The sequence below is a fragment of the Kordia jejudonensis genome (assembly GCF_001005315.1).
Lineage (GTDB): Bacteria > Bacteroidota > Bacteroidia > Flavobacteriales > Flavobacteriaceae > Kordia > Kordia jejudonensis.
The window spans coordinates 160,305-184,228 of the sequence record NZ_LBMG01000003.1 but is presented as its reverse complement, the minus strand read 5'-3'; the positions used below and the strand labels follow the sequence as shown (position 1 = coordinate 184,228).

The 23,924-nt window shown below is 33.6% G+C and carries 23 protein-coding genes; all 23 read right to left on the bottom strand.

Annotated features, from left to right (window positions below; all coding sequences use genetic code 11):
- Positions 1-19: 19 nt before the first annotated feature.
- The 23 genes from AA089_RS02625 to AA089_RS02515 all read right to left on the bottom strand — a co-directional run bounded on the left by AA089_RS02625 (position 20) and on the right by AA089_RS02515 (position 23,917).
- Complete coding sequence (locus AA089_RS02625) at positions 20-1,330, bottom strand: UDP-glucose dehydrogenase family protein (RefSeq protein ID WP_046755349.1); 1,311 nt, start codon at positions 1,328-1,330, stop codon at positions 20-22.
- A gap of 83 nt (positions 1,331-1,413) precedes the next feature.
- The gene (locus AA089_RS02620; protein ID WP_053002169.1) at positions 1,414-3,450 is read right to left on the bottom strand and encodes a polysaccharide biosynthesis protein; all 2,037 of its coding nucleotides are present in this window, start codon (positions 3,448-3,450) and stop codon (positions 1,414-1,416) included.
- Positions 3,451-3,506: 56 nt separating this feature from the next.
- On the bottom strand, positions 3,507-4,637 hold the full coding sequence (locus AA089_RS02615; protein WP_046755348.1) for a DegT/DnrJ/EryC1/StrS family aminotransferase: 1,131 nt from the start codon (positions 4,635-4,637) through the stop codon (positions 3,507-3,509).
- 2 nt (positions 4,638-4,639) lie between these two features.
- Positions 4,640-5,218 carry a sugar transferase gene (locus AA089_RS02610; RefSeq protein WP_046755347.1) on the bottom strand — a complete coding sequence of 193 codons (579 nt, stop codon included), beginning with the start codon at positions 5,216-5,218 and terminating at the stop codon, positions 4,640-4,642.
- A 124-nt stretch (positions 5,219-5,342) separates the two neighbouring features.
- Positions 5,343-6,506 (bottom strand): DegT/DnrJ/EryC1/StrS family aminotransferase, encoded by a 1,164-nt coding sequence (locus AA089_RS02605; RefSeq protein WP_046755346.1) that lies wholly within the window; start codon positions 6,504-6,506, stop codon positions 5,343-5,345.
- A 6-nt stretch (positions 6,507-6,512) separates the two neighbouring features.
- Entirely contained in the window at positions 6,513-7,160 is a 648-nt protein-coding gene (locus AA089_RS02600) for a sugar transferase (RefSeq protein WP_046755345.1), read from the bottom strand.
- Positions 7,144-7,815 carry a PIG-L deacetylase family protein gene (locus AA089_RS02595; protein WP_046755344.1) on the bottom strand — a complete coding sequence of 224 codons (672 nt, stop codon included), beginning with the start codon at positions 7,813-7,815 and terminating at the stop codon, positions 7,144-7,146. The genes AA089_RS02600 and AA089_RS02595 overlap by 17 nt, the downstream gene beginning before the upstream one ends.
- The gene (locus AA089_RS02590) at positions 7,812-8,744 is read right to left on the bottom strand and encodes a methionyl-tRNA formyltransferase (RefSeq protein ID WP_053002168.1); all 933 of its coding nucleotides are present in this window, start codon (positions 8,742-8,744) and stop codon (positions 7,812-7,814) included. Before AA089_RS02590 ends, AA089_RS02595 begins: the two co-directional genes overlap by 4 nt.
- A complete protein-coding gene (locus tag AA089_RS02585; RefSeq protein WP_046755343.1) occupies positions 8,744-9,343 on the bottom strand; it encodes a GNAT family N-acetyltransferase in 600 nt (199 codons plus the stop codon). The genes AA089_RS02590 and AA089_RS02585 overlap by 1 nt, the downstream gene beginning before the upstream one ends.
- Positions 9,340-10,527 carry a glycosyltransferase family 4 protein gene (locus AA089_RS02580; protein ID WP_162200402.1) on the bottom strand — a complete coding sequence of 396 codons (1,188 nt, stop codon included), beginning with the start codon at positions 10,525-10,527 and terminating at the stop codon, positions 9,340-9,342. The genes AA089_RS02585 and AA089_RS02580 overlap by 4 nt, the downstream gene beginning before the upstream one ends.
- Positions 10,517-11,653, bottom strand: a complete 1,137-nt coding sequence (wecB, locus tag AA089_RS02575) for a non-hydrolyzing UDP-N-acetylglucosamine 2-epimerase (RefSeq protein WP_046755342.1) — start codon at positions 11,651-11,653, stop codon at positions 10,517-10,519. The genes AA089_RS02580 and wecB overlap by 11 nt, the downstream gene beginning before the upstream one ends.
- 133 nt (positions 11,654-11,786) lie before the next feature.
- A complete protein-coding gene (locus AA089_RS02570) occupies positions 11,787-12,923 on the bottom strand; it encodes a polysaccharide biosynthesis C-terminal domain-containing protein (RefSeq protein ID WP_046755341.1) in 1,137 nt (378 codons plus the stop codon).
- Complete coding sequence (locus AA089_RS02565; protein WP_046755340.1) at positions 12,911-13,348, bottom strand: dTDP-4-dehydrorhamnose 3,5-epimerase family protein; 438 nt, start codon at positions 13,346-13,348, stop codon at positions 12,911-12,913. Before AA089_RS02565 ends, AA089_RS02570 begins: the two co-directional genes overlap by 13 nt.
- Before the next feature lie 9 nt (positions 13,349-13,357).
- The gene (locus AA089_RS02560; protein WP_046755339.1) at positions 13,358-14,362 is read right to left on the bottom strand and encodes a polysaccharide biosynthesis protein; all 1,005 of its coding nucleotides are present in this window, start codon (positions 14,360-14,362) and stop codon (positions 13,358-13,360) included.
- Positions 14,349-15,431 (bottom strand): glycosyltransferase family protein, encoded by a 1,083-nt coding sequence (locus AA089_RS02555; RefSeq protein WP_046755338.1) that lies wholly within the window; start codon positions 15,429-15,431, stop codon positions 14,349-14,351. Before AA089_RS02555 ends, AA089_RS02560 begins: the two co-directional genes overlap by 14 nt.
- Positions 15,428-16,792: an O-antigen polymerase gene (locus AA089_RS02550; protein WP_082113176.1), complete on the bottom strand. Its 1,365-nt coding sequence runs from the start codon at positions 16,790-16,792 to the stop codon at positions 15,428-15,430. The genes AA089_RS02555 and AA089_RS02550 overlap by 4 nt, the downstream gene beginning before the upstream one ends.
- Positions 16,789-17,925, bottom strand: coding sequence for a hypothetical protein (locus AA089_RS02545; protein ID WP_156168870.1), 1,137 nt, complete (start codon positions 17,923-17,925; stop codon positions 16,789-16,791). Before AA089_RS02545 ends, AA089_RS02550 begins: the two co-directional genes overlap by 4 nt.
- Positions 17,926-17,956: 31 nt before the next feature.
- Positions 17,957-18,484: an acyltransferase gene (locus AA089_RS25730; protein WP_053002166.1), complete on the bottom strand. Its 528-nt coding sequence runs from the start codon at positions 18,482-18,484 to the stop codon at positions 17,957-17,959.
- Positions 18,459-19,790: an O-antigen ligase family protein gene (locus AA089_RS02535; protein ID WP_082113175.1), complete on the bottom strand. Its 1,332-nt coding sequence runs from the start codon at positions 19,788-19,790 to the stop codon at positions 18,459-18,461. The genes AA089_RS25730 and AA089_RS02535 overlap by 26 nt, the downstream gene beginning before the upstream one ends.
- Before the next feature lie 17 nt (positions 19,791-19,807).
- The gene (locus AA089_RS02530; RefSeq protein ID WP_046755334.1) at positions 19,808-20,992 is read right to left on the bottom strand and encodes a hypothetical protein; all 1,185 of its coding nucleotides are present in this window, start codon (positions 20,990-20,992) and stop codon (positions 19,808-19,810) included.
- A 10-nt stretch (positions 20,993-21,002) separates the two neighbouring features.
- Positions 21,003-21,578: a hypothetical protein gene (locus AA089_RS02525; protein ID WP_046755333.1), complete on the bottom strand. Its 576-nt coding sequence runs from the start codon at positions 21,576-21,578 to the stop codon at positions 21,003-21,005.
- A 97-nt stretch (positions 21,579-21,675) separates the two neighbouring features.
- Entirely contained in the window at positions 21,676-23,142 is a 1,467-nt protein-coding gene (locus AA089_RS02520; protein ID WP_046755332.1) for a thrombospondin type 3 repeat-containing protein, read from the bottom strand.
- A gap of 4 nt (positions 23,143-23,146) precedes the next feature.
- On the bottom strand, positions 23,147-23,917 hold the full coding sequence (locus tag AA089_RS02515) for a T9SS type A sorting domain-containing protein (protein WP_082113174.1): 771 nt from the start codon (positions 23,915-23,917) through the stop codon (positions 23,147-23,149).
- Positions 23,918-23,924: the final 7 nt, after the last annotated feature.

Here is a 23,924-nt window from a genome sequence, read left to right as displayed (position 1 = left end):
ATGGTTTCTTTTTTTGAGTTTATAAAACTTCTTTTCGTCCTATAGAAAAATAGGTAAATCCTTCTTTTTCCATTTCTGCGACATCGTATAAGTTTCTTCCGTCAAAAATGATGGGTTGATTTAGATTTTGTCTTAGTTTTTCAAAATTTGGTGTTCTAAAGATGCTCCATTCTGTACAAATTATCAACGCATCGGTGTTTTCAATAGCGCCGTACATACTGTCTGCATAAATAAGTTTGTCTCCAAGTTTTGCTTGTACATTATCCATTGCTTCTGGATCAAATACTTTTATTTTTGCGCCTTTAGCGAGCAATTCATCAATGATATATAATGATGGTGCTTCGCGAATATCGTCGGTTTCAGGTTTAAACGCCAATCCCCATAAGGAAATGGTTTTTCCTGATAAATCTTCGCCTAAATGTGCTACTACTTTTGGAATTAACGCCGTTTTTTGCTTGTCATTCACATTGATCACGGCATCTAATATTTGAAAGTTGTAGTTGTTGTCTTTTCCCGATTTGTGCAATGCTTTTACATCTTTTGGAAAACACGAACCTCCGTATCCAATACCTGGAAATAGAAAACGTTTTCCAATACGCGAATCGGTTCCCATACCAATACGAACTTTATCAACATCTGCGCCTACTTTTTCACAAAAGTTTGCAATTTCGTTCATAAAGGTAATTTTCGCCGCAAGGAATGAGTTTGAAGCATATTTTGTTAATTCGGCTGACTTTTCATCCATTACAAGTATTGGATTTCCAGAGCGCACAAATGGTTTGTATAATCGCTGCATTAATGCCGTTGCTCTTTCCGAACTTGAACCAATAACAATGCGTTCTGGTTTCATAAAATCGTCTACCGCAAAACCTTCACGCAAAAATTCAGGGTTTGAAACTACATCAAATTCTACAGTTGCATATTCTGCAATTACAGCCGTTACTTTTTCTGCGGTTCCAACTGGCACGGTACTTTTATCAACAATGACACGATATTCGGTCATGAGTTTTCCAATATTTTCTGCAACACCTAATACGTATGATAAATCGGCTGATCCGTCTTCGTCTTCTGGCGTTGGTAAGGCTAAAAATATGATTTCTCCATGACTAAGTCCTTCTTCTAGTGAAGTCGTAAATTTTAAACGTCCTGCGTTTATGTTACGTTCAAAAAGTATATCTAAATGCGGTTCATATATCGGAACTTCTCCATTTTGCATACGTTCCACTTTATGTTTGTCAATATCTACACAAAGTACATCATTTCCTGTTTCAGCTAGGCACGTTCCTGTGACTAATCCTACATATCCTGTTCCTACAACAGTTATTTTCATCTGTTAATTTTTAGTGCTTTTATGTTGCAATTTTTTATAGTGCTGTTTGAGACAAGCTACTATTTTAATTTTTTTATGTTGTCTTACGATACTTTTTTGTCTTTCAATTTTTTGACTTTGGTATCTTTTACTTTTTTGTCTAATTTTTCATAGGAAGAATTCATACTCTTGTATTCAGGAACTAGTGCTTTCATTCGTTTTACAACCTCAACTTTGTTAAAAAGTGATGCAGAATCAATGAGTTCCGCAATGTTGTCCTTGATGATTTCAAAATCGTATAATTCGCCACGCGCAATCATGATTTTTTCATTGTATGTTGGCAATGTTGTCGATTTATCATTGAGTAATTCTTCGTATAATTTTTCTCCTGGACGCAATCCAATGATTTTGATATCAATGTCTTTGTTTGGAATGAATCCTGCCAGTTTGATAATTTTTTTCGCTAAGTCGATAATTTTCACAGCTTCTCCCATGTCAAAGATGTAAATTTCTCCTCCATGTCCCATGGCGCCCGCTTCTAATACCAATTGACACGCTTCTGGAATCGTCATAAAGTATCGAATGATATCTGGATGTGTAATGGTCAATGGTCCGCCTTCGGCAATTTGTTTTTTGAATAGTGGAACAACAGAACCATTGGAACCTAATACATTTCCAAAACGAGTGGTAACATAGTTCGTTGTATAGCGTGTATCTTTTTTAAATGCTTCTTGCAGTGTTTGCACGTATATTTCGGCAATTCTTTTGGAAGCTCCCATTACGTTACTTGGGTTTACCGCTTTGTCTGTAGATACCAGCACAAATTTGTCAACTTTGTGTTCTAAAGCAGTGTCGGCTACATTTTTGGTCCCCATCACATTGGTAAAAATGGCTTGTGAAGGATTGTCTTCCATCAACGGAACATGTTTGTATGCTGCCGCATGGTATACTACTTGTGGTTTGTAGAGCCCAAAAATATTGTCTAGTTTGTCTTTGTCTCGAACATCTGCAATGACCGCTTCAAAATTGAGTTCAGGAAAGTTCGATTTGATTTCCATTTGTATTTGATACAATGGCGTTTCTGCCTGATCGACAATGATTAGTTTTTCAGGTTTGTAGTTGGCAACTTGTCGTGCAATTTCACTACCAATAGATCCTGCGCCACCTGTAACTAAGATGCGTCGGTTGTAAAGTTCTTTTGCAATCAGTTTATTGTTTAATACAATCGGTTCTCTTTCGAGTAAGTCTTCAATTTGAACGTTTTGTATTTGTTGCGCAAGGTTAACGTTTTCTTTGTCTTCCATGTCCGAAACGATCGGCGCACGCAATACTTTTAAGTTGTGTTCTAAACATTCATCTACAATTTTGATACGTTCTTCTTGTGTGATCGATTGATCGGCTAGTATGATGGCATTAGCGCCATACGCACGCATGATTACTGACAGTTTCCGCTTGTAATGAATGATGGGTAATCCTAAGATTTCTTTACTTTGGTTTTTACCTCTTTTGTCAATGAAACCAACTAGTTTGTAACGCACAGGTCGTTCTACTTTTAGTGCATTTGATATGGCAATGGCATTGGCATCAATTCCGTAAATCATGACGCTGATACGTTCTTCTTTGGTGGCATAGTCAAAATATGCTTCAAATACTTGTTTTACCATTACCCTAAAGAGTAGTAAAAACGAGAACGACATGACAAAGTAGATAAATAACTTTGGTGTTAGAAATAACGGATCGCCATTTATGATTAGATGTGAATAGTTGACAACAAGTAATGTGATTAATGTTGCTAAAGATGCTAGGAAAAATTTTATGGCATCAATAAACGTTGAGTGACGGATAAGTCCTGCATACGTTCTAAAAAATATAAAGAATAGTAGGTTTGTTATTAGGATTAAACCAGCTCGTGGCGCTAATCCTAAAAATGTTTCTGATGCATGCGCATTTAAATCACTAATGTTGATATTGTTTACAATGGCACTTGTTAGCAAAAGTGCTACACAGCATATAAACATATCAAAACATAGAATAAGCCATCTTGGTAAATAGCCTATGTTTTTAAAATCAATACGTTTTTTACTTGATTTCAAAACTTGTTTTAAAGCTTCTCTTATTCTTATCAAATTAAATACCTTCATCTTCTCAAAAACAGATTCTTATATTTTAGCATACAAATTACTTAATTTATTTGTTTCTATGCTAGAAAACTCGCTATTACTTCTACAATTCTTTGTTTTTCTTGTGTTGTCAAATTTGAGCCTGACGGCAAACATAATCCTGTTTTGAATAATTTCTCACAATAATTTGTACCATAATATGCATATTTAGCAAATATAGGTTGCAAATGTAAGGGTTTCCAAAGTGGCCTAGATTCGATATTGTGTTGTTGTAAATGTAGACGTACATCTTCTCTACTGCATCCTGTTTCGTCTTCATCAATAAGAATACACGTTAGCCAATGATTTGATATGTAGCCACTTGAAACTTCTTGCAATAGCGTTATTCCTTTTATTTTAGCAAATGCATCTTTGTAAAATTGGTTGTTTTCTCTACGAAGCGAAATGTGCTTTTTCAAGACTTTCATTTGTCCTCTACCAATTGCTGCATTGATGTTGCTCATGCGATAGTTATAGCCTATTTCAGAGTGTTGATAGTGCGGTGCTTGGTCTCTGGCTTGTGTAGCTAAAAAGATGGCTTTGTTTTTTGCAGCTTCGTTTTTACAGACAATAGCGCCGCCGCCAGCGGTTGTAATGATTTTGTTTCCATTGAATGACAGCATACTAAAATCGCCAAAAGTACCACATTTTTGTCCTTTGTAGCTGGCGCCTAATGCTTCTGCGGCATCTTCTATGAGTATAATGTTGTATTGTGATGCTAGTGCTAAAATTTCATCCATTTTGGCGGGCATTCCGTATGAATGTACTACGATGATGGCTTTTGGCTTTTTTCCTGCGGAAATACTATCTTTTATGGCTTCTTCAAGTGCTTTTGGACACATATTCCATGTTTCTTGTTCACTTCCGATGAATATGGGCATTGCTTTTTGATAGAGCACAGGATTTACCGAAGCTGCATAGGTCATATTTTGACATAATACTTCATCGCCTTGCGTTACATTTGCCAACATAAGTGCCAAGTGTAGTGCTGCCGTTCCCGAGATGGTACACGCAACTTTTACATCTTGTGCTAGGTAGTGTTCTAATTCGTTTTCAAAGGCTGTCAAATTTTCTCCATATACAGATACTTGATTCTCATCAAGTGCTGCTTGAATGTACGGCAGTTCATGACCGCTTAAATGTGCTGAAGAGAGTTTGATTTTTGACATGTTTATGAAAAAAATGTTTTAAATATATAGTGAATGTCTTTCATGAAACGATATTCTTTTACGTAGCGTATGTTGCGTGCTACTTTTTGTGGCCAGATGACTTCTTTGTTATAGATTTCTGGATTTTCTTGCGCTTTTAGTATTGCTTCTTCATTTCGGAAGTGTACTGTTGCTGGTCCTGTGATTCCTGGTTTTACCGTGAGTATTATTTTGGCTTCTCCTTCTAATTGGTCTGCAAAACCAACAATATCTGGTCGCGGTCCTACAAAACTCATCGTTCCTTGTAATACATTCCACAGTTGAGGAAATTCATCTATTTTGTATTTTCTTATATATGTACCTAATCTTGAGATATGAGGCGTTTCTTTTTTTGCTTCTTCAGGATGAATGGTTTCTATTTTATAGATCGTAAATAGTTTAGCGTGCTGACCAACTCGTTTTTGCTTGAATATTCCATTTCCGCCAATAACAATTTTTGAAATTAGGATCATCAATAGTATAAACCAACCTATGAGTACTAATCCGACGCATGCGAAAAAAACATCAAAGACACGTTTTATATTTTTTTCGGTTTTCGTCAAGGTGTTTTATTTTATAGTCACAGGAAATGATTTTCGGGCAAACCTCATGGCATGAAATATTGTATTTGGCATGAGTTGTACTCTGATTATACTACTGCAACTCATCAAAAAAACTACTACCAGCCTATTGTGCTAGTAGTAGTTTTATTTTATCGCATACATATTTTACATCTTCATGACTCATGAACGGATATAAAGGCAGAGAGACATTTCCTTGCCATGTTTTTTCGGCTGAAGGATAATCTTCTGTGTTGAGTTTATATTTTTCTTTATAGTATGTCATTTGATGTAATGGCTTGTAATGAACTGAGGTTCCAATTCCAAATTCAGCTAACTTTTCTATGAGTAGATTTCTTGAGATTTTTGCAGATTCGTTTAGCACTATGATGAATAAATGCCATGAATGATCTTCGAGTTTGCCGTGACAAATTGGTAAATCGAGCATTGGCATATCTTTGAGTTCTTCATAATACCATTCTACTGCTTTTTGTCTTTCGTCTCTAAATTGCGCTGCTTGATCGAGTTGTCCTAAACCAACTGCCGCGCTTAAATCGGGCATGTTGTATTTGTATCCAGCTTCTACAACATCGTATTCCCAAGAAGGTTTGTCGGAGTTAAATCGGTCCCAAACATCTCTGTTGATTCCGTGCAAACGCATTACTTTTACTCTTTTGTATATTTCTTCATTGGACGTTACTAACATTCCGCCTTCTCCTGTTGTGATTGTTTTATTGGCATAGAAACTAAAGCAAGTAATATCTCCAAAACCACCAATATATTTTCCATCACATTTTGTTGGAAATGCATGTGCAGCATCTTCCATTATTTTGATGCCATGTTGGTCACAGATGCTTTTTATTTTTGGCATGTCTGATGCTTGTCCAGAGAAATGAACAATTACTAACACTTTTACATTTGGATGTTTTTCAATAGCTGCTGTTAAAATTTCAGGAGTTATTAAGTTGGTTCTGTATTCTGTATCTACAAGAACAGGATGCGCACCTAAGTATCTTATAACTTCTGCTGAAGCTGTAAATGTCATTGATGGGACAAATACTTCATCATCTGCTTTTACACCTAAGGCTTCAAGACCTAAATGTAATGCTGCAGTACAGGAATTCACTGCACAGGCATACGGAGCATCAACATATGCTGCGAATCTTTTTTCAAACTCTAATGTTTTTCCAGCTGTTGTCAACCAACCACTGTCTAAAACTTCTTTTACTAATTCTCTTTCTTTGTTGCTGATATGAATTTTAGCAAAAGGGATTTTTTTTATTGTTTCCATATTAAATTAAAGTTTTTGAGCTAGATGATATTCTTTTGGCAAAGGAAAGTCTTTTTTCCCAAATGATCTCTGAACTATAATAATAACTGTTTTTATAATAATGCTGAAATCGTAAAATAAAGACTTATTTCTAACATATACGACATCAATTTTTACTTTTAAGGGTAGTATTTCTTTGATATACGTTTCTTCGGCATTGCCTTCATCTAAGCTATCTTCTATGTGTGTATAATTGTATAAACTCCCTGGACTTGCCAAACCAGGATTTACCGTTAAACTTTCCATCATGATATCGTCATAGTGATCTTCTACAATGGAGAGATCTTCTGGTCGTGGTCCTATGATGTTCATTTCTCCTTTTAGAATATTGAAGAGTTGCGGTAATTCGTCAACTTTTACGAGTCTGATAAATTTTCCAAAACCAAATATTCTAGAATCATTTTTACTGGTAATTTTTGATTCTTTTTTGTTGGAAATCCTCATTGATCTGAATTTGTATACGCCCAAGACTTTTCCGTCTTTTCCAGCTCTTTTTGCTGTGTATATGATAGGACCAAAATCGGAGATTAAGATTCCTATGGCTACAAAAATAAGGATTGGACTTAATATCAATATGGCAATGAGTGCAACAAATCTGTTAATAAGGCTTTCCATTTCGTATTGTTTTTCGTATCGTCATAAAACATTCTGCAGCTTCCATTAAGCATTCATTTCCTGCTGCATACGCTTTGTATTCCAACGCTTTTAACGATCTCGGATGTGGATAGTCTCTAAGTTCTGTTTCGTACTTAGACATTGCTTCTAGCTTTGTTTCTAATGTTGACGTTATGTCTATCCAAGTATCTGGAACAAAGTTTCTAGGATATCCCCATTCTGTTGAGGAAACCGTATCAAAAGCATATACTGTTTCTATGAATTCTTCTGTTGGTCTGGTAGCTACTAATATGGCTTCAAATAGAATTTTATGATCTCTATTGACATCGCCTCCATATTGACAGTATACTATTTGAGGTTTTACTTCTCTGATAATGTCTAGTATTGGCTGAATTAAATCTGTTAGTATTACCGTTTCTAGTTTTTGATCTGGAAATTTTAACGAACGAACATCTTTGACACCTAATACTTCAGCTGCTTGAAATATTTGACTTTGATGCTGAGAACTTATGTCGTCATATCGTAACGAATCGCCTTCACAAACAATTATAGAAGTAACTTCATCTCCATTTTTAGTATGCAACGCTACGGCGCCTCCACAACCTAGCAATTCATCATCTGGATGCGCGGCTATTACTAAAACTTTTTTACTCATATTTTATCATTTAATTTAAAGAAATTATGTAGGTCTTTCCCTTTGATAATTTTAGTTTCTGTTTCAATTTCATTGATGATTATTGCTCCATCTTTTGTTGATATCAGGACAGCACAATCAGTATCATCAAAACTGTATATGTAATCTACCACAACTCCTGATTCTGCGGAAGCTTTATATTGTTTTGAATACGAAGCTTTCCAAATGATTACTTTTTGATCATTGTATTGAAAAAATGCTCCTGGATACGGACGCGTTAACGCACGCACAAAGTTATATACTTCTATTGTATTTTTGTTGAAATCAATCAGTCCGTCTTTTGGTCTTCTTCTTGGAAGTATGTCTTCGTCGCCTTCTTCTTGAACCGTTCCAATTTGACCATTTTTTTCTATTAATGGCAAGGATCTTTCTAACATTATTTTGTTTGATTTGGCAACATTTTCATATAAGGTATTGCAGGAATCGTATATGTTGATTTCGAATTCGTATTGATCAATTATTTTTCCTGTATCCACACCAATATTGAGCCACATTAGTGTGTTTCCTGTTTTTTCTTCTCCTTTGATGATTGCCCAATTTATAGGTGCACTACCTCTCATTTTTGGCAGTAAGGAAGCATGTGCTCCAATGGTTCCAATTGTTGGAATAGACAATACTTCTTCGTTTAAAAGTTGACTCCAACCTAAAACGATTAGAATATCAGGTGCATGATTTTTTATGATGTCTACGGAGCTTTCATCATTGATATGTTTTACCTCATAGTACGGTATATTTGCTTCTTCAGAAAATGATTGAAAGTTGAATACGCCACTTCGTTTACTTGCAGCATCCGTATTAAGTGTCATTAGTCCAACAACATTGTAATTTTTAGCTAAAAAATCAAAAGCTTCAACACCTTCCATATGGAAGCCAACACAAAATATTTTCATTATACTGTTTTGATAAATTTATACATTTTTCTATTAGGATACGTCGTGAACTCATAAAAAACTTCATAGCCTGCTTTTTTATAAAAAGCTATTACTCCATCGTTATTTTCGTAATCTGTGGTCAGTGTAATTTTCTTTAAGTTTCTTTTTTCGGCTTCTTTTTCAAAGGCTTCCAGCAAAACTTTTCCGTAGCCTTTTCCTTTTTGGTCAGCGCTGATACCTATGGATAAGAGTTCACAATACAAACCATCATCAGATTCTTTTTTTACTTTATCCATATTTTTCATCAACCTAATGATCGCCATCGGTTTTGTAAATACTAGATAAATTCCAATTAAACAGAATTTAAAGAAATTGCTTTTTAAGATTCTTTTGTAGTATCCTTTTGATTGTGTACTTCCTATTGAAAACCCAAGTAAGCTATCGTCATCAGCATAGATACCAACCGCTATTGTTGACGCTTTATTTTTTATCATGGAAGCGTAATATAGCTTTAGAAATCGCGTACCTAATTCCGTTAGGAAAAAACCACTGAATGTATTTTGATGTATTTCAACTACTTTGTCGACATCACTGATTTCTAGTTGTCTGATTTTCATACTTCATTCGTTATAATCTTCGATAATTTTTCCAAATTAACTTCCCTTGACAAGTTTTGGGCTGCATATATTTCTGATCGTGCTCCTTTTTCTAGTAAGATTTTCTGATCCGTTGTGATCAATTCAGCCATTTTATTTTTGATCGCTTCTTGCTGGTTTTGTTGTACAACCCAACCACAATCGGCATCTAAAATTATTTTTTCAATATCACAGTCACTTTCCACAATGGCCAGCACAGGTTTTTTTGAAAACATGTACGAAACTAGCTTTGAAGGAAGTGCTATTTTACCAACTCCTTCTCGTAATGATAGTACTAAAACATCTGCTTTGGCTTGTATTTCTGCTACTTTATCAGATGGTGCAAGTGTGAAAGTAATGTTTGCTTCAGGATAGTTTTCTGCAATTTTTTTGAGTTTTTCATCATCAGAACCTGATCCTGCAATGATTAGTTGAGCTTTGGAACTGTTGAGCGCTCCAAAACCTTCTATAATACTTTCTATTTGTGCCGATGGACTTAAACTTCCAAGGTATACAAATGTAAAGAGTTCATTTTCTATGCTTGCGGCAGCTGCTTTTTTAGTGTTTTGCCAATTGTACACAATTTTAATGTTTTTTTCTTCTAACCTTCTTGTCGCTACCAAGTGTTTTTTCATTCCTGAGGAAATGGTTACAACTGTTCTCGCATTTTTTAAGATGTATATATCTAATGGCAATAATAGTTTGTAAAAGAGTGATTTTAGCGCAGGAAGCTTGTTGATAAGCGTTTCTGGATATATGTCCTGAATATGTACTACGGTTTCTATGTTCAGCTTTTTACAGACTTTTACAATTAGATATTGGGAAGCCAACGGCCACGAATTGATATAGACAACATCAATGTTTTCTTTGTTTTTCTTGATATATTTTACAATGTGTTTTCCTAAACTGTAGCTTTCGTAAAAGCGTGGTAATATTTTCGATTTTGGACTTGTGTATGAGTCTACAACCACATGCTTGAATTGCCTGTTTTTGTCAACTGGATTGTCCTCAAAGTTATACCCTTCAGGTCGTGTTGGTTTTGGACTTATTACAGTAACCGTATTGTCTTTGGCTAAATAGTTAGCTAAATCCAATGATATTGTAGCCGAAACCACAGGTTCTGGCGGAAATACACATGTCGCAATTACTATATTTTTAGCCTTCACTCCAAACAACTCTTTTTACATAATCTGTGTACGAAAGAATAATTCGCACCATTTTCTCACTTACATTCGGCATTGAATAATCGTATACTTCTCTGAAGTTTCGTTTTGGACTTCTTTCTTGTACACTTACTGCTGCCAATCCTTGCATAATACGCTCAGGATTGAGTCCTACCATCATTACAGACGCTTCTTCCATGGCTTCTGGACGTTCGTGCGCTTCACGAATGTTGAGTGCATGAAAGTTAAGTATGGATGATTCTTCCGAAATGGTTCCAGAATCTGATAGTACTGCAAACGAATGCATTTGTAGTGCGTTGTAATCTGAGAATCCAAGTGGCTTTAGGAATTGAATATTTTTATGCGTTTGCATGTCTTTGTTGTTCAACATGTTTCGCGTTCTTGGATGTGTTGAAACGATAATTGGATAATCGTACGTTTCTGCAATTAGGTTTAAAGAATCAATGAGTCCTTTAAAGTTTTTTGGATTGCTGATGTTTTCTTCTCTGTGTGATGAAACGACAAAGAATTTATGTTTTTCTAATCCTAGTTTGTTTAGTACGTCTGAAGCTTCAATTTTTGGTAGAAATTTATGCAGAACTTCATACATTGGACTTCCAGTTTTGATAACTCTATCAGGCGAAAGTCCTTCGCGTAGCAAGTATTCACGAGCAATGCTACTGTAGGTAAGATTGATATCTGATACGTGATCTACAATTTTACGATTGGTTTCTTCTGGCACACGCTGATCGAAACAACGATTTCCAGCTTCCATATGGAATACAGGAATTTTACGTTTTTTGGCTGGAATAGCACATAAACAAGAGTTTGTATCTCCCAATACTAAGAATGCATCTGGATTTTCTTGTTCTAAGATTGGATCTATTTTTATTAAAATGTTTCCAACGGTTTCCGTGGCATTTTTTCCTGCAGCTTCTAAGAAGTGGTCAGGTTTTCTCAACCCTAAATCTTCAAAGAATATTTCATTTAACTCATAGTCATAGTTTTGTCCTGTGTGGACTAAAATATGTTCGATGGCATCACTTTTGTCTAATGCAATTAGTGTACACGATAATCTAATAATTTCTGGTCGCGTTCCTACTACCGTAACTACTTTTAGTTTTTTCATCCAAAAAATTTTAAGAGTACAAACTTAGTATTTTTATTGCATTCTTAGCGGATATAATCGAATATCTACAAAAACCGTCGGTTTAATAACTTTAAGGTAAAGTTAAAAGGACTTGTTGTGATGTAATTTACGATTACACCTCTACAAAATACGTATCAGCATCTTTTGGATCGTACGGTTCGTTGATCCAAAATAGTGTAATTAGTTCTGTATCTCCAATGTTTTTGATGTTGTGTGTGTACCAAATTGGCATATCAACATACGCAGGTTCAGCACCGTCTAAGATGTATTCAAAGACTTCATCTGAATCAATTTTTCGAAGTTTGATAGACGCTTTTCCACTAATGACTGCAAAACGTTCTACTTTTCGTGTATGGTAATGGTTTCCACGTGTGATTCCTGGCACTGTTGTAGAGTACGAAGATTGTCCGGCAGTTCCTGCACGCATAATTTCTACAAATGCACCACGATTATCGGTATGTTTTGTAAATTTTCTTGGGAAATAGTCTTTTGGGATGAAACTCGTAAATGTGTTGAATAAGTCCAATTCGAACGAGTTTAAGTCTACTTTTGGCACTTGTCCGTTATCAACATATTGAATTTTGAAATCTTTTAGTAATCCTAAGATTTCAGATACTTTACGTGATGATGTATGTGGAACAATAAATGCGTCTATTGCTTTGGGAGCATCTTTTGCTATGATTTCTTCATAAAACGCTTGCGAAAGCTCGTTAATGTAGATGAGGTTAACCGTACTATCATTAATTACTGTTGGTTGCTCACCTTGTACTATTTGATGCGAAAATGTTGCAATGAACGAGTTGTAAAATGGTTTTCCAAAAGGTCCAAATACGTTTGGAATGATTAAAGAAGCAACTTTTCCTCCTGTTTTGGTTGCCCAATTTTCTAAGAGCTGTCTTCCGTCACGTTTTGATTTTCCGTATAGATTATCTCTTTCTTCTTGAGTAGAGGATGAAAAGATAATTTTTGGTGTGGAATTTGTTGCTTCACATGCACTAACTAGTTTTTGCACTAAACCAACATTGATATCATAAATGACTTGCTGATCTTCATGACGATTCATTGCTGCAATGTGAACAATGACGTCACATGATTTTACAAAGTTTTGCAATATTAATTCATTTTCGAAGTAGTTTCTTTCAAAACTGATTCGTTGAATTTCTGCTGATTTTGTTCCTAAGAAGTTGTATAAGTGACTTCCCATAAAACCACCTTGTCCTGTGATTCCTACTTTTATTAGTTGTCCCATTTGGTCCATTTGTTTTGATCAAATCGTACTTGATCGTTTTCTATTTCATTAAATCCATAATTGGACATAATCATGAGTTTTGCATTTGCTTCTAAAGCTTTGAAACCGTTTGCAAATCCATTTGGAATGTATAGTATTTCTTGCTTTTCCGCAGTGAGTTCATATTCGTACACTTTTAAATCATCTGAAGGGTTTTCCCAGTTGTCAATTGCAACCAATTTTACCGAAAAACTTCCTTGCACACAGCGAAACCAGCGGCTTTCTATGATATGTCCTTGCCAAGCACGAATAACTTCCGTATCGAAATGTGTTGTGAAGTATACACGTTTTATGGACGACATGTCAAACTCGTTGAAAAATTCGAGTTGTCCGCGTTCGTCCGTGTAGTTTCCGCCAGTAATGATTTTTGGTACTATTTTACTCATTATGCATACTTACTTCACGTCTTCGCGAATGAAGTCTAGTTTTAATAGTAATTTTTTCATTCCTTCAATATCTAAGCGATCTGTATTGTGCGAATGATAATCTTCTACCGTACTCATGTCTATTTCTCCTTCTGAGAAGTAGTTGGCATAGTTTAGGTCTCTGTTGTCGGCTGGAATTCGATAGTAATCGCCCATGTCTTCCGCTTTTATTTTTTCTTCTCTGGTCAACAACGATTCGTATAGTTTTTCTCCGTGACGCGTTCCAATGACTTTAATTTCACTGTCACTTTCATACATTTCTAACAATGCTTTTGCTAAAGTTTCTACCGTTGCTGCTGGTGCTTTTTGCACAAACATATCGCCTGCATTTGCATGTTCAAACGCAAATAACACTAAATCTACAGCATCTTCTAGTGTCATCATAAAACGCGTCATACTTGGATCTGTCAGCGTTAAGTTTTGATTCGCTTTTATTTGATCTACAAATAGTGGAATTACAGAACCTCTTGATGCCATTACGTTTCCGTAACGTGTTCCTGAGATTACCGTATTTCCTGCGTTTCTAGATTTTGCGACTAATACTTTTTCCATCATGGCTTTGGAGATTCCCATAGCATTGATTGGATATACGGCTTTATCTGTACTTAATACAACTACATTTTTTACATTGTTTCTAATGGCTGCCTCTAGTACGTTTTCTGTACCTAATACGTTTGTTTTTACGGCTTCTACAGGGAAAAACTCACATGATGGTACTTGTTTTAGTGCGGCTGCATGAAATATGTAGTCGACACCTCTTACGGCAGTTTCAACTGATTGTGGATCTCTAACATCGCCAATGTAAAATTTTACTTTTGGATGTGATAATCTTCTTCGTTGGTCTTCTTGTTTTTTTTCATCTCTAGAGAATACACGTATTTCACTAAAGTGATCTGTATCTAAAAATCTGTTTAATACAGCATTTCCAAAGGAACCTGTTCCTCCTGTTATGAGTAATGTTTTATTTTTTAGCATTGCTTAGTGGTAATTTGTCCATTTGATCTTCCCAAAAGTAGATCGGATTTTGTTTTAATTCTTTTTGTTTATTCTCCAATAGGGTTTTATCGTTGTATAAATCCATTGTTAATTGATGTAATGCATCAGCATCGTTGTATTTTATTGCAAAATATCCGCCTTCTGGAAAGTAATTCCCTGTTGTTTCTATTTCACTATTTAGTATTGGTACCGTTTTGGTTACTAATGCATCTCCCCATTTGTTTGGACTTGCTTTTCTGTTTATTTCTAAAGCAGGATCGTAAAATGTGAGTATTACATCTGATGTATAATAGTGAGCTAATGAGGTTGTTGCGTCAACGACACCTAAATAGTTTACATATTTGGAGCCTAATATATTTTCTCCTAGTCCTTCTTTTTTTCCTGTTATTTTTATTTCTAAATCGAGTCCATCTTCTAGTTTTCCTATGAATTCAGACATCATGTTTAAGCCTCTAGTTGGCACCAACCAACCGTTGGTATATAAGACTAGTTTGTGTGTTTTTTTGAGTCCTAATGCTTCCGATTTTTTATAATCTACAAGACTAGGGAAATTTTTGATGACTAAAAATCGGTCATGATCTATGTTGTATCCTGGAATTCGGCTATGATCTGGTACAACAGTTATTCTGGCTCTATTGATTATTCTACAATCTATCCAAAAAACAAGCTTTTTTAGCAGTTTTGGAAGTTGCTTGGATTGATAAAAATTGTCTGGATTGTCATAAATATACGCTCCGCCTCTGATGAGACTTACTAAGTATACCATGAGTGCACTTTCGTAACCCGAAACAAATACAAGTTTTTTTCTTTTTCTAAAAAGTAATCTAAAGAATAAGCCTGTCATCCATAAGATGTATTCGATTCCTTTGGAGTTATAGGTTTTGCAGATATCTTTTTCGTTATAGATACTTTTGTGCGTTCCCTTTTTTTTCCAAAGCTCCAAGCCATAATCTCTACTCGTAAAATAGTGTACGTTTTTAGAGAGTCTAACACGCTCATCAATATTGGCTATTCTTATGATAAGAATAATTTCTGGTTTAGATGTCATTTTTTTAAAACATATTTAAGTTTACCTAGGAACATTATTACTATAAATGGTAACACAACAAAAAGCGTTCTAGTGAAAATTCCTAAAAATTCTCCATATTGAAAAACGAAGCAAACAGCAACTAACAAATAGATATAGATTGAAAATTGTAATAAGCCACCATGTATTCTATTGAGCATATTTTTAAGCAATGCTAAAAAACAAGCTAATATGAATGCGCCTACGATAAATCCGAATACATGAAAATTCATGTAGCATTCTGTAGGATATCCTGTTGTGGTTGATGTGATATTTTTGGCATCTTTGGCATCAAGATCATAACTTCCAGGTTTTATCCAGTTTCGCATTGCAGGTCCGCCACCTAAAGGTTTGTTTTTCCATAGTTTTCTTGGAACAAAGTTGGTGAATCCTGCCATGAATGTTTTTCCGTATAGCGGACTCCATTTGTCCATATTGTCATTCATCCACACAATATTTTCAAACTTACCAAAGTTTACAACGAGGTTTTCTGTTATTTTTTCAACATATACTTTTGCAAATTCTTCGTAGAGATTTAGGTGAGTATTTTTTACTCGTACTCTCATAAATCCAAAAAAGGATAATGAAGATATTAGTAGAAACATGAAAACACCTATTCTGATGAAAAACTTTTTTTTGATTTTTTCTTTTAAATAGATAAAAGCAAATACGATTTGAATGAGCAAGAGAATCACCGATAATCTACTTCCTATGACCAAATATATTCCTGAAAACAAGATTACGGAAAGATATATGGCTATTTTTCTAGCTAAGTTTACTAGTGTTTTTCTTTTGTTTAAATACGTATTGATTAGCAATACTAGGATTAATATATTACTTGAGTAAATTATTAAAGAAATTAGTCCTAAGCCTTTGTTTAGTAGAATTCTATTTTGAAAGTAATCGCCAATACCAATGTCAAGTATATATTTTATGTGCGATATGGACACTAATAAAACAATGATGTAATAGAAAAAAAGTAATATGTTTTCTACAAGATTTAATTTTTTAAATTTAGGCCAAGGCGGTTTTTTTGAAAGCTTAAATGTGGAACTAACGACTGTGTAAAATATGAAGGTAGCAAAGTAGAATATCGTGAGAAATAGTTTGCTAAAAAAAATACTTGCGTCGCTATAACCTTCTCCTTCTTCTGTGTATGTGAAATTGTTTCCTGAAACCATTATCAACGGAATTAGGTTGTAACAAATAATCCAGCAAATAGAAAATAAAGCGAATGGATCAAAAAGAACTTCCCTTACTTTATCGTGTCTCTTTGTTTTATAGAGTATATAAATAATGAAGAAAAACTCCAAAAAGGTTAGTATATAGAAAAGGAATTTCATTCTTTAGTTCTTAAGGTATCTCTTTTTAGTTCAAATAAACATATGTATCCTATTAAAGCCCTTAAGCTCCAAGTTATTAATAATGCGCTTGAAATAGCTACTAAAATACTTAGCCCAAACTTGTATAGTAATATAAAAGCTGCGCAAATATAGAAAATATTAGCTAAATTATATCGTATAGATACCTTTCTAATGAGCTTATTCTCGCCAAAAGCACCAAAATAAGCACTTGGTATCAATAACAAGTACCGAGCGTATAAAATGAAGGTTAATACAATACCTAACCACGCTATTGGATCTTGTTTTTTAACCGATTTGTATAGCCAACCTGAAAACAGATAGTAACAAAAAACCATAACGACACCACCTACAACTATGTGTATAAGATATTTGTCTAAAAATAATAATGCTTTTTGTTTGTTGTCTCTTAAAAATGGAGTTAATAAGAATCCTAAAAAGCTTAGGATAGCCGCAAATGGCGCAATGAAAAAAGTCACATGAGAGAATAGTATTTCTGATGCTGTTGTATCTTCTAAACCATTGATTAATAACTGGTCAACAAATAAAATAACGTTTAAAGAACAGGTAGACAAGAAAAAGTAAAATCCTGTTTTTAGTGCTGGTTTATAGTTTTTAAATGACGATGCTTTGAAACTTATTTTACGCAATGGTCCAACTAAGAAAATGATAGCGCTTATAAATGCTATTGCTAGCGGAATTTCAATAAGTTTATAGGTAGCGGAAACAATGAGTACGTAAAATAGAATACGCCAGAAATGAAAAATGAAAATGGATCGCGTATAGTTTAGTTTTGATCTTTCAAATGAAAATAAGATTAGTATTGTGGAGTAGCACAATAATATGAGAAAAACATATGGATAGGAAACATCATAATCAAATATCCATAAAATACCGCATGTTAAGAGTGTTAAGACTACTATTTGAAACAAAACAGGTAATAGTGTTTCTTTATAGTTTAGGTTCAAGCGGACGATGGCTTGGTCAATTCCTAAGCTAATAAACGAGCCTGAAATAAATATTAAAGATTTTAAAAGTGCCCATTGTGAAACTGTGTCTACATCATATTTTACTATGATGGCAACATCTGCCAACCAAAACAAAAATAAGCTCAAAAAGTTTATAATAAATGGAAGTATTAATCTTTTAAGTTTGCTTATCATCACGCTTTAGGTTTCTTGTCTTTATTACTTTTGCTGGATTTCCACCTACAACTTCATATGGTTTTACTTCTTTTGTCACAATAGCTCCTGCTGCAATGACTGCTCCGTATCCTATTTTTTTTACGGTTGGTAAAATAATAGCTTTGGCACCTATCCATGCATAATCATCAATTTCTAATGGATAAGTTATAATTTCACTGTATTGTATGTCAATTTGGTCATCAACACTGTGATTGTGTGTAAAGATTTTGACACCTTCAGATACCGTAACAAAGTTACCAATTGTAACTGGCGACGTATAATCTATCATGACTTCTTTGTCTAATATAACAGATTCTCCAAAAGAAATAGATGTTTTACCAATAAAATGAGAAGGTCTTAAGTTTACACTTTCCGCAACTTTTAAGTTTTTAGCGTTAAAATGCTTTTGATATACTTTATTTCTTAATTTTCTCAGTATTGGATACGAAAATAATGGTGTCCCTTTAAATATTTTGTATAGTAGTTTCATTTCTGTAGTAGTTTAGTATAAATAATATGTTGAAAAAAGCGAAAAACACAACTCCTTTTTGTCGCATTAAAACGGAGTCGGCTACAAAGAATAAAAAACAAATTAAAATGAACAATACGTGTGCTCTGCTTTTGTGCTTCAGTCCTTTTTGTAAAGATCCGAAAAAGATAAGCAGCAATGCTACCAAGCCAAAAATACCCGTTTCTACATTTGTTTGAATAAATTGATTGTGATAGTGCATTCCTTTAAATTTCCACTTTTGCTCATCTTTCACTGTGGTTACATTTTTCACTATTTTTTTTTCATAGAACGCATCCAAATGTTTTTGGGCGTCGCCTGTTCCGCGACCTATGAAGAAATCTATTGGTTCTTGATTCGCGTAAGCCTGCAATGCATATACTCTGATTTTCTTGGCGTTTACTTTGTTGTCACCTTTATCAACTACATTTTCCTGTAATGTAACTCTTAATTCTTTAAGTCTTTCTATAAAGGCTGAATTAAAAAGTATGAATCCTAAAAGTACTGTACCACTTAAAAATATAAAAGCTTTGTATTTCGTCTTTATCCGCAGTTTAAAGAAATAATATCCTAATACGGCAATGAGTAGTACTAGCCCTATTCTACTCGATAAATGAAACATGAATAAGGTAAAGTAGGCTAGCAAAAACAAACTAAGATTAAAGAGTATTTTCTTCTTGTTTTCATGAAATATCGTGTATTCTAACATAAAAATGATCGCCGTAAGAATGTACAATGCAAAAAAAGAAGCCTGCAAATCTAAGCCTTTGGTTAGGTTGGTATAGGTAAACCAATGATAGGTAAAGTAGTCGTATATGGAAAAATCATACTGACCGCTGTTATTAAATCGTTGCCATTCTCCCAAATTAGTTATTTCGCAATATATAGAAGCGATAAACGCTGAAACGATAAGTGTTATTTTTATGGTATTGACATTGACGTCTACTTTTTTTAATCTTAAAAAAACCAATGGAAAGATTAAAAAAGGAAGATTTCTTTGCAGTATTTTTAGTGCATAAGCCTGATTTTCAGAAATTAACAAACCATATATTAGTGCTGAGAAAAAGATCACATTGAATAGCAAAAGTTTATGATTTACTATACTTTTTAATAATGAACCTATATTTTTGCCCACATCTAAAATCCAAAAAACGGCAAGTAAAATGATGGATATACTGTTAATGTTTTCTTTTTTAAGAAAAAGTGTAGCAACGACTAACATCAACAAATACGTATATATTTTGCTTTTATGATGTTCTATGTAATTATGTATATTACTTACACTCATAGCTGTTATACGTTTGACTATTTATTAAAACTAAAATTATTTTTCAAGTATAAAAACGAGAACGCAAAGAAAGTGGTATTTGATATAGAAGAAACAAAATTCCCTGAAAAGTTACCAATAAAAAATATGAGTATTAATATGATATTCAATATCGCTTCTTTTTTTGAGAATAGATACGACTTTACAAAGAATAGGTAAATGATAATACCTACTACACCAAAAAATAAGAAGATATCGACAAGCTCAATTTCTACCTTTAGTATCGTAAAGTTTGTACCACCAATGAGATAATTAATTGCATTCCAGTTGATTTCTATATATTCCATTGCACTAATAAAGAGTAAGTCGCGGTACGATAATAATACCGTAATGAGTCCATTGTCCGTATAAATTGTGGTAGACAAGTCCATTAATTTTAGCATATTTATCGCAATTTTTTCACTAAAAAAAACGAACAAAAGTGTCAATGAACCAACGGTAAAGTATACCAAGCGTTTTCTTTCTTGTCTAAAAAACACATCTGCCAATAAAAGTAAAAACAGAAATAAATAAGCACCTTTGGTTCCTAATAGTAACGCTGCAACTACTAAAATTATAAAATCTAGCAGTGTGGAACGGTTTATTTTTTTGAAATTTCTGTACTCCGTAAAACCTTTATAATATACGATAGAAATTACAAAAATATAATAAAAGGTTCCAGCTCCTTGAATTGGTAACAATCCATTAAAACCAAATCTATTTGTATACGGATACGATTTGAATACGTTAATGTCAAAAAGCAACCCCAATACTATAAATATGGCATTCACTTTTGCAAAAATTATCAATATTTTTATAATCTTTTTCCAGGTTTCTTGGGAAAGGTTTGCAAGAATTGGAATGAGTAAAAAGAAATATAAATGCCTGATGAAATAGTAAAACTTACCATTTATATAGCCTAAACTTAATTGTCTTTCTGGGTCAAATACTAATCCTAATAGAAATATTACTAAAATCGCTACAACATACGTCCAAGCTTTTTTATCTCCTAATTTTAAAAAAAAAAAGAGTGTAAAACAGATCAACAAAGCTTTTACGATGGTACTAGGGTAATAGTTTAGTTGTAAGTCCGTTAGTCTAACTATCATTTTAGTAACAAAGTCAGCAACCAGCAGTAAAACAATCAAGTATACGTATATATTTTGATATAGTTTTTTTACCATTCTTTTAAAGTTATGGGATCGTTACATCTTTTAAAGTATAGTAATTAGTGTTTTTATTGTTAGAAGCGTCGTACAAGTAAAATCGAATAAATGTAAATTCTTTTGGCGCTAAGCTAAATGTACCTGAAGCCACAATTTCATTCCCCATCAATACTGTTTTGGCTTTTATACCATTGGTTTTGCTTCCTTTAGATCGAATTGCAGGATCTTTAAATTTAGATGGATCTTTTGCCGTTGCAATGATGGCAATTTGCCAATTATTGTACACATCAAAATTTGTAGTTTTTTCATTAAAAACTAAAATTAGTGAATACGTATCTTCTCCTGTTTTTAAAATGTTTACTTCTTCAAAAACGATATCTTCTGAAAAAGCATGACTCTCGCTGGTTAGGTTTACCAAGCTTGGATTTTCTAGTAAGTTGTCAACCTTTTCAAAATTATATTTTTTTGCAATTTCTTCTACTTTGCTAAGCGCTTTTTCCTTTACATCTGTAACCTTAGAAGTATCTGCATCTGTTGGTTTCTTTTTATCATCTCCGCATGCTACTAAAGCAATTGCAATTAAAATTAAAAATAGTTTTCTCATGATTGTAATTTATTTATAAATTCTTCTAAAAATCTAACGTTTTATTATTTTTCTAATCTAGTTAATTCTTTGTAAATAGTGCTACATGTTGCACTGTTTAATTTGGACAGGGAATTTCTACTCCTATTAATTGTCCAACATTATTTGGTCTGTATCTAAAACATTTTCCGTTTGGAGCTTTCATAATAACTCCTCTGTAAATATTACTTATAAATACATCTCCATCTTCTACATGGAGCTTACTCTTTGGTGTTGTGGTGCTAATTCCAACAAAACCAGTATCGGTTCCTGCTGATGATTGACACGCATCACCAATACCATCTCCGTTAGCATCTAATTGGTTTGGGTTGACTGTATTCAAGCAATTATCACAAGCATCACCTACACCATCTCCATCAGTATCTTCTTGGTTAGGATTTGAAATATCCATGCAATTATCAACTAATCCATCAACACCACAGTAATCAATGATTGCATCATTGGAAGCACAATTTGTATTATTTCCAAAAACAGTTATAGATCTATTGGCAAGTTTAACTACGCAGCATTCATCTAAATTAATATTACCGCTAATTTCGCGAGAACCTGATGAACCAAATGTCATATTAGCCAATCCACTAATGTCAACTAAATTTAGATTACTTGTAATTGTAAAACCAGAGTTTATTAATAAGTTCGTAGTTGGTGTAAATAAACTCGTAATATTAGCGTTATTATGAATTTTAAGTGAACTTATCTCAGTAATACTTGATAATTCATCAAGATTACTAAGTTGTGCATTACTTTCAATTTCAATCTCTGCTGATAGATTGTAAAAACCTTGTAAAAAGGATAATGCTGTCATGCTATTATTACCTCTTACAGTAAAAACAGCATCCCAATTTGCAGGCGTTAAGCTTTGAATTGTAAAGCCCGCTATATCTACTAATGCGTTATTATACTCAATCTTAGCATATACTAATGGCATTATTGTATTTGATCCTATCGCAACATTTGCTAAATTATTATTTGATGTTATTTCTAATTGATTTAAACTAGTAATATTTGGCAAATTGATATTCTGTAATTGGTCACAATTAATAATTGTAAGCTTTGCTCTACTATGATCACCAACTATATTCATATTCGCTATTGCATCAAGGGATGTTAATGTTGAGTTGTTAGTTAAAGCTAGTTTTTCACAACTAGGCATACCTTGCAATCCATTTAAATTTTGAAGAAAAGGATTATTATAAATAAGAATATCATCAACACTAGTATTTAGGTTTTCTAAACCTGATAAAGATGTTAATGAAGTGTTCCTAATTGTAATATCCCCATTACCGTAAGGAGTTCCTGTTAAAAAAGATAGTCCTGAGATATCGGTTATAGGGTCAGAGCCTCCTACACTACCTGATCCAATAATTAAATTATAAAATTCATTACAGCTACCTGCGTTTGCTGTTATAAAATCATCTACCTCTGTTTGAGTGGTTAATGTAACTTGTCCACATTCTTGCGCATATATCGTAGTCAACCCACAAAAAATAAAGACGAACAAGAAAATTAGAATCGTTTTTTTCATAGCGCTATGTTTTTATTATTTTTTTGATGCCAACTTTACCATCTTCCGTTTCTATTTTTAATAGATAGGTGCCAACTGGTAATTGCTGAAGGTTTATTAGTTTTTGACTTTTAGATTCTAAAACCTGTACTCCTAAAAGATTGTATACTGCTACTTTTTTTACCGTATCTAAAGTTTGAATGGTAATCGTATTGCTTGTTGGATTTGGATAAATGGTAATTTTTTCCAAAGAAAAATCATCCACACTCAAGGTTCCTGTATATAAAAGTTTTACAACGCCTGCTGTTGCATAATCTACTGCAAAATCATTGTCAAATTCTAAACTAGCAAATTGACCTGTTAGCGTACCTGAGTAATTCAAAATGTTAAACTCATCGCCAAGTGAAGGTACATAATTCATGCTTGTAACAGTTAATTTTCCATCCAACGTTACATCGCCATCAACGGTTATATTATCATGTCCGTTTGTTTGTCCAACACCAGCATTTCCAGCAATTTCAATCGTAATGTTTGAGGTGTCAGCATTCATCAATGAAGAGTTTATTAGCAATTGCCCTATTTCAAAACCAGGACTAATATTCATCGTATTAGACATGGAAGAAAAATTGACAACTCCATTTCCGATAATTTTCCCGTCACCTTTGTTTAATATGCTTCCGTCAGAATATAATACTGCATTTTCTTGTAGAGAAATTAACGCGCCATCATTTGTCAAACTTTGTGCAAAACAAAAACTTGAAATAAAAGTTGTCATTATTATAATTAATTTTCTCATAAGAAAG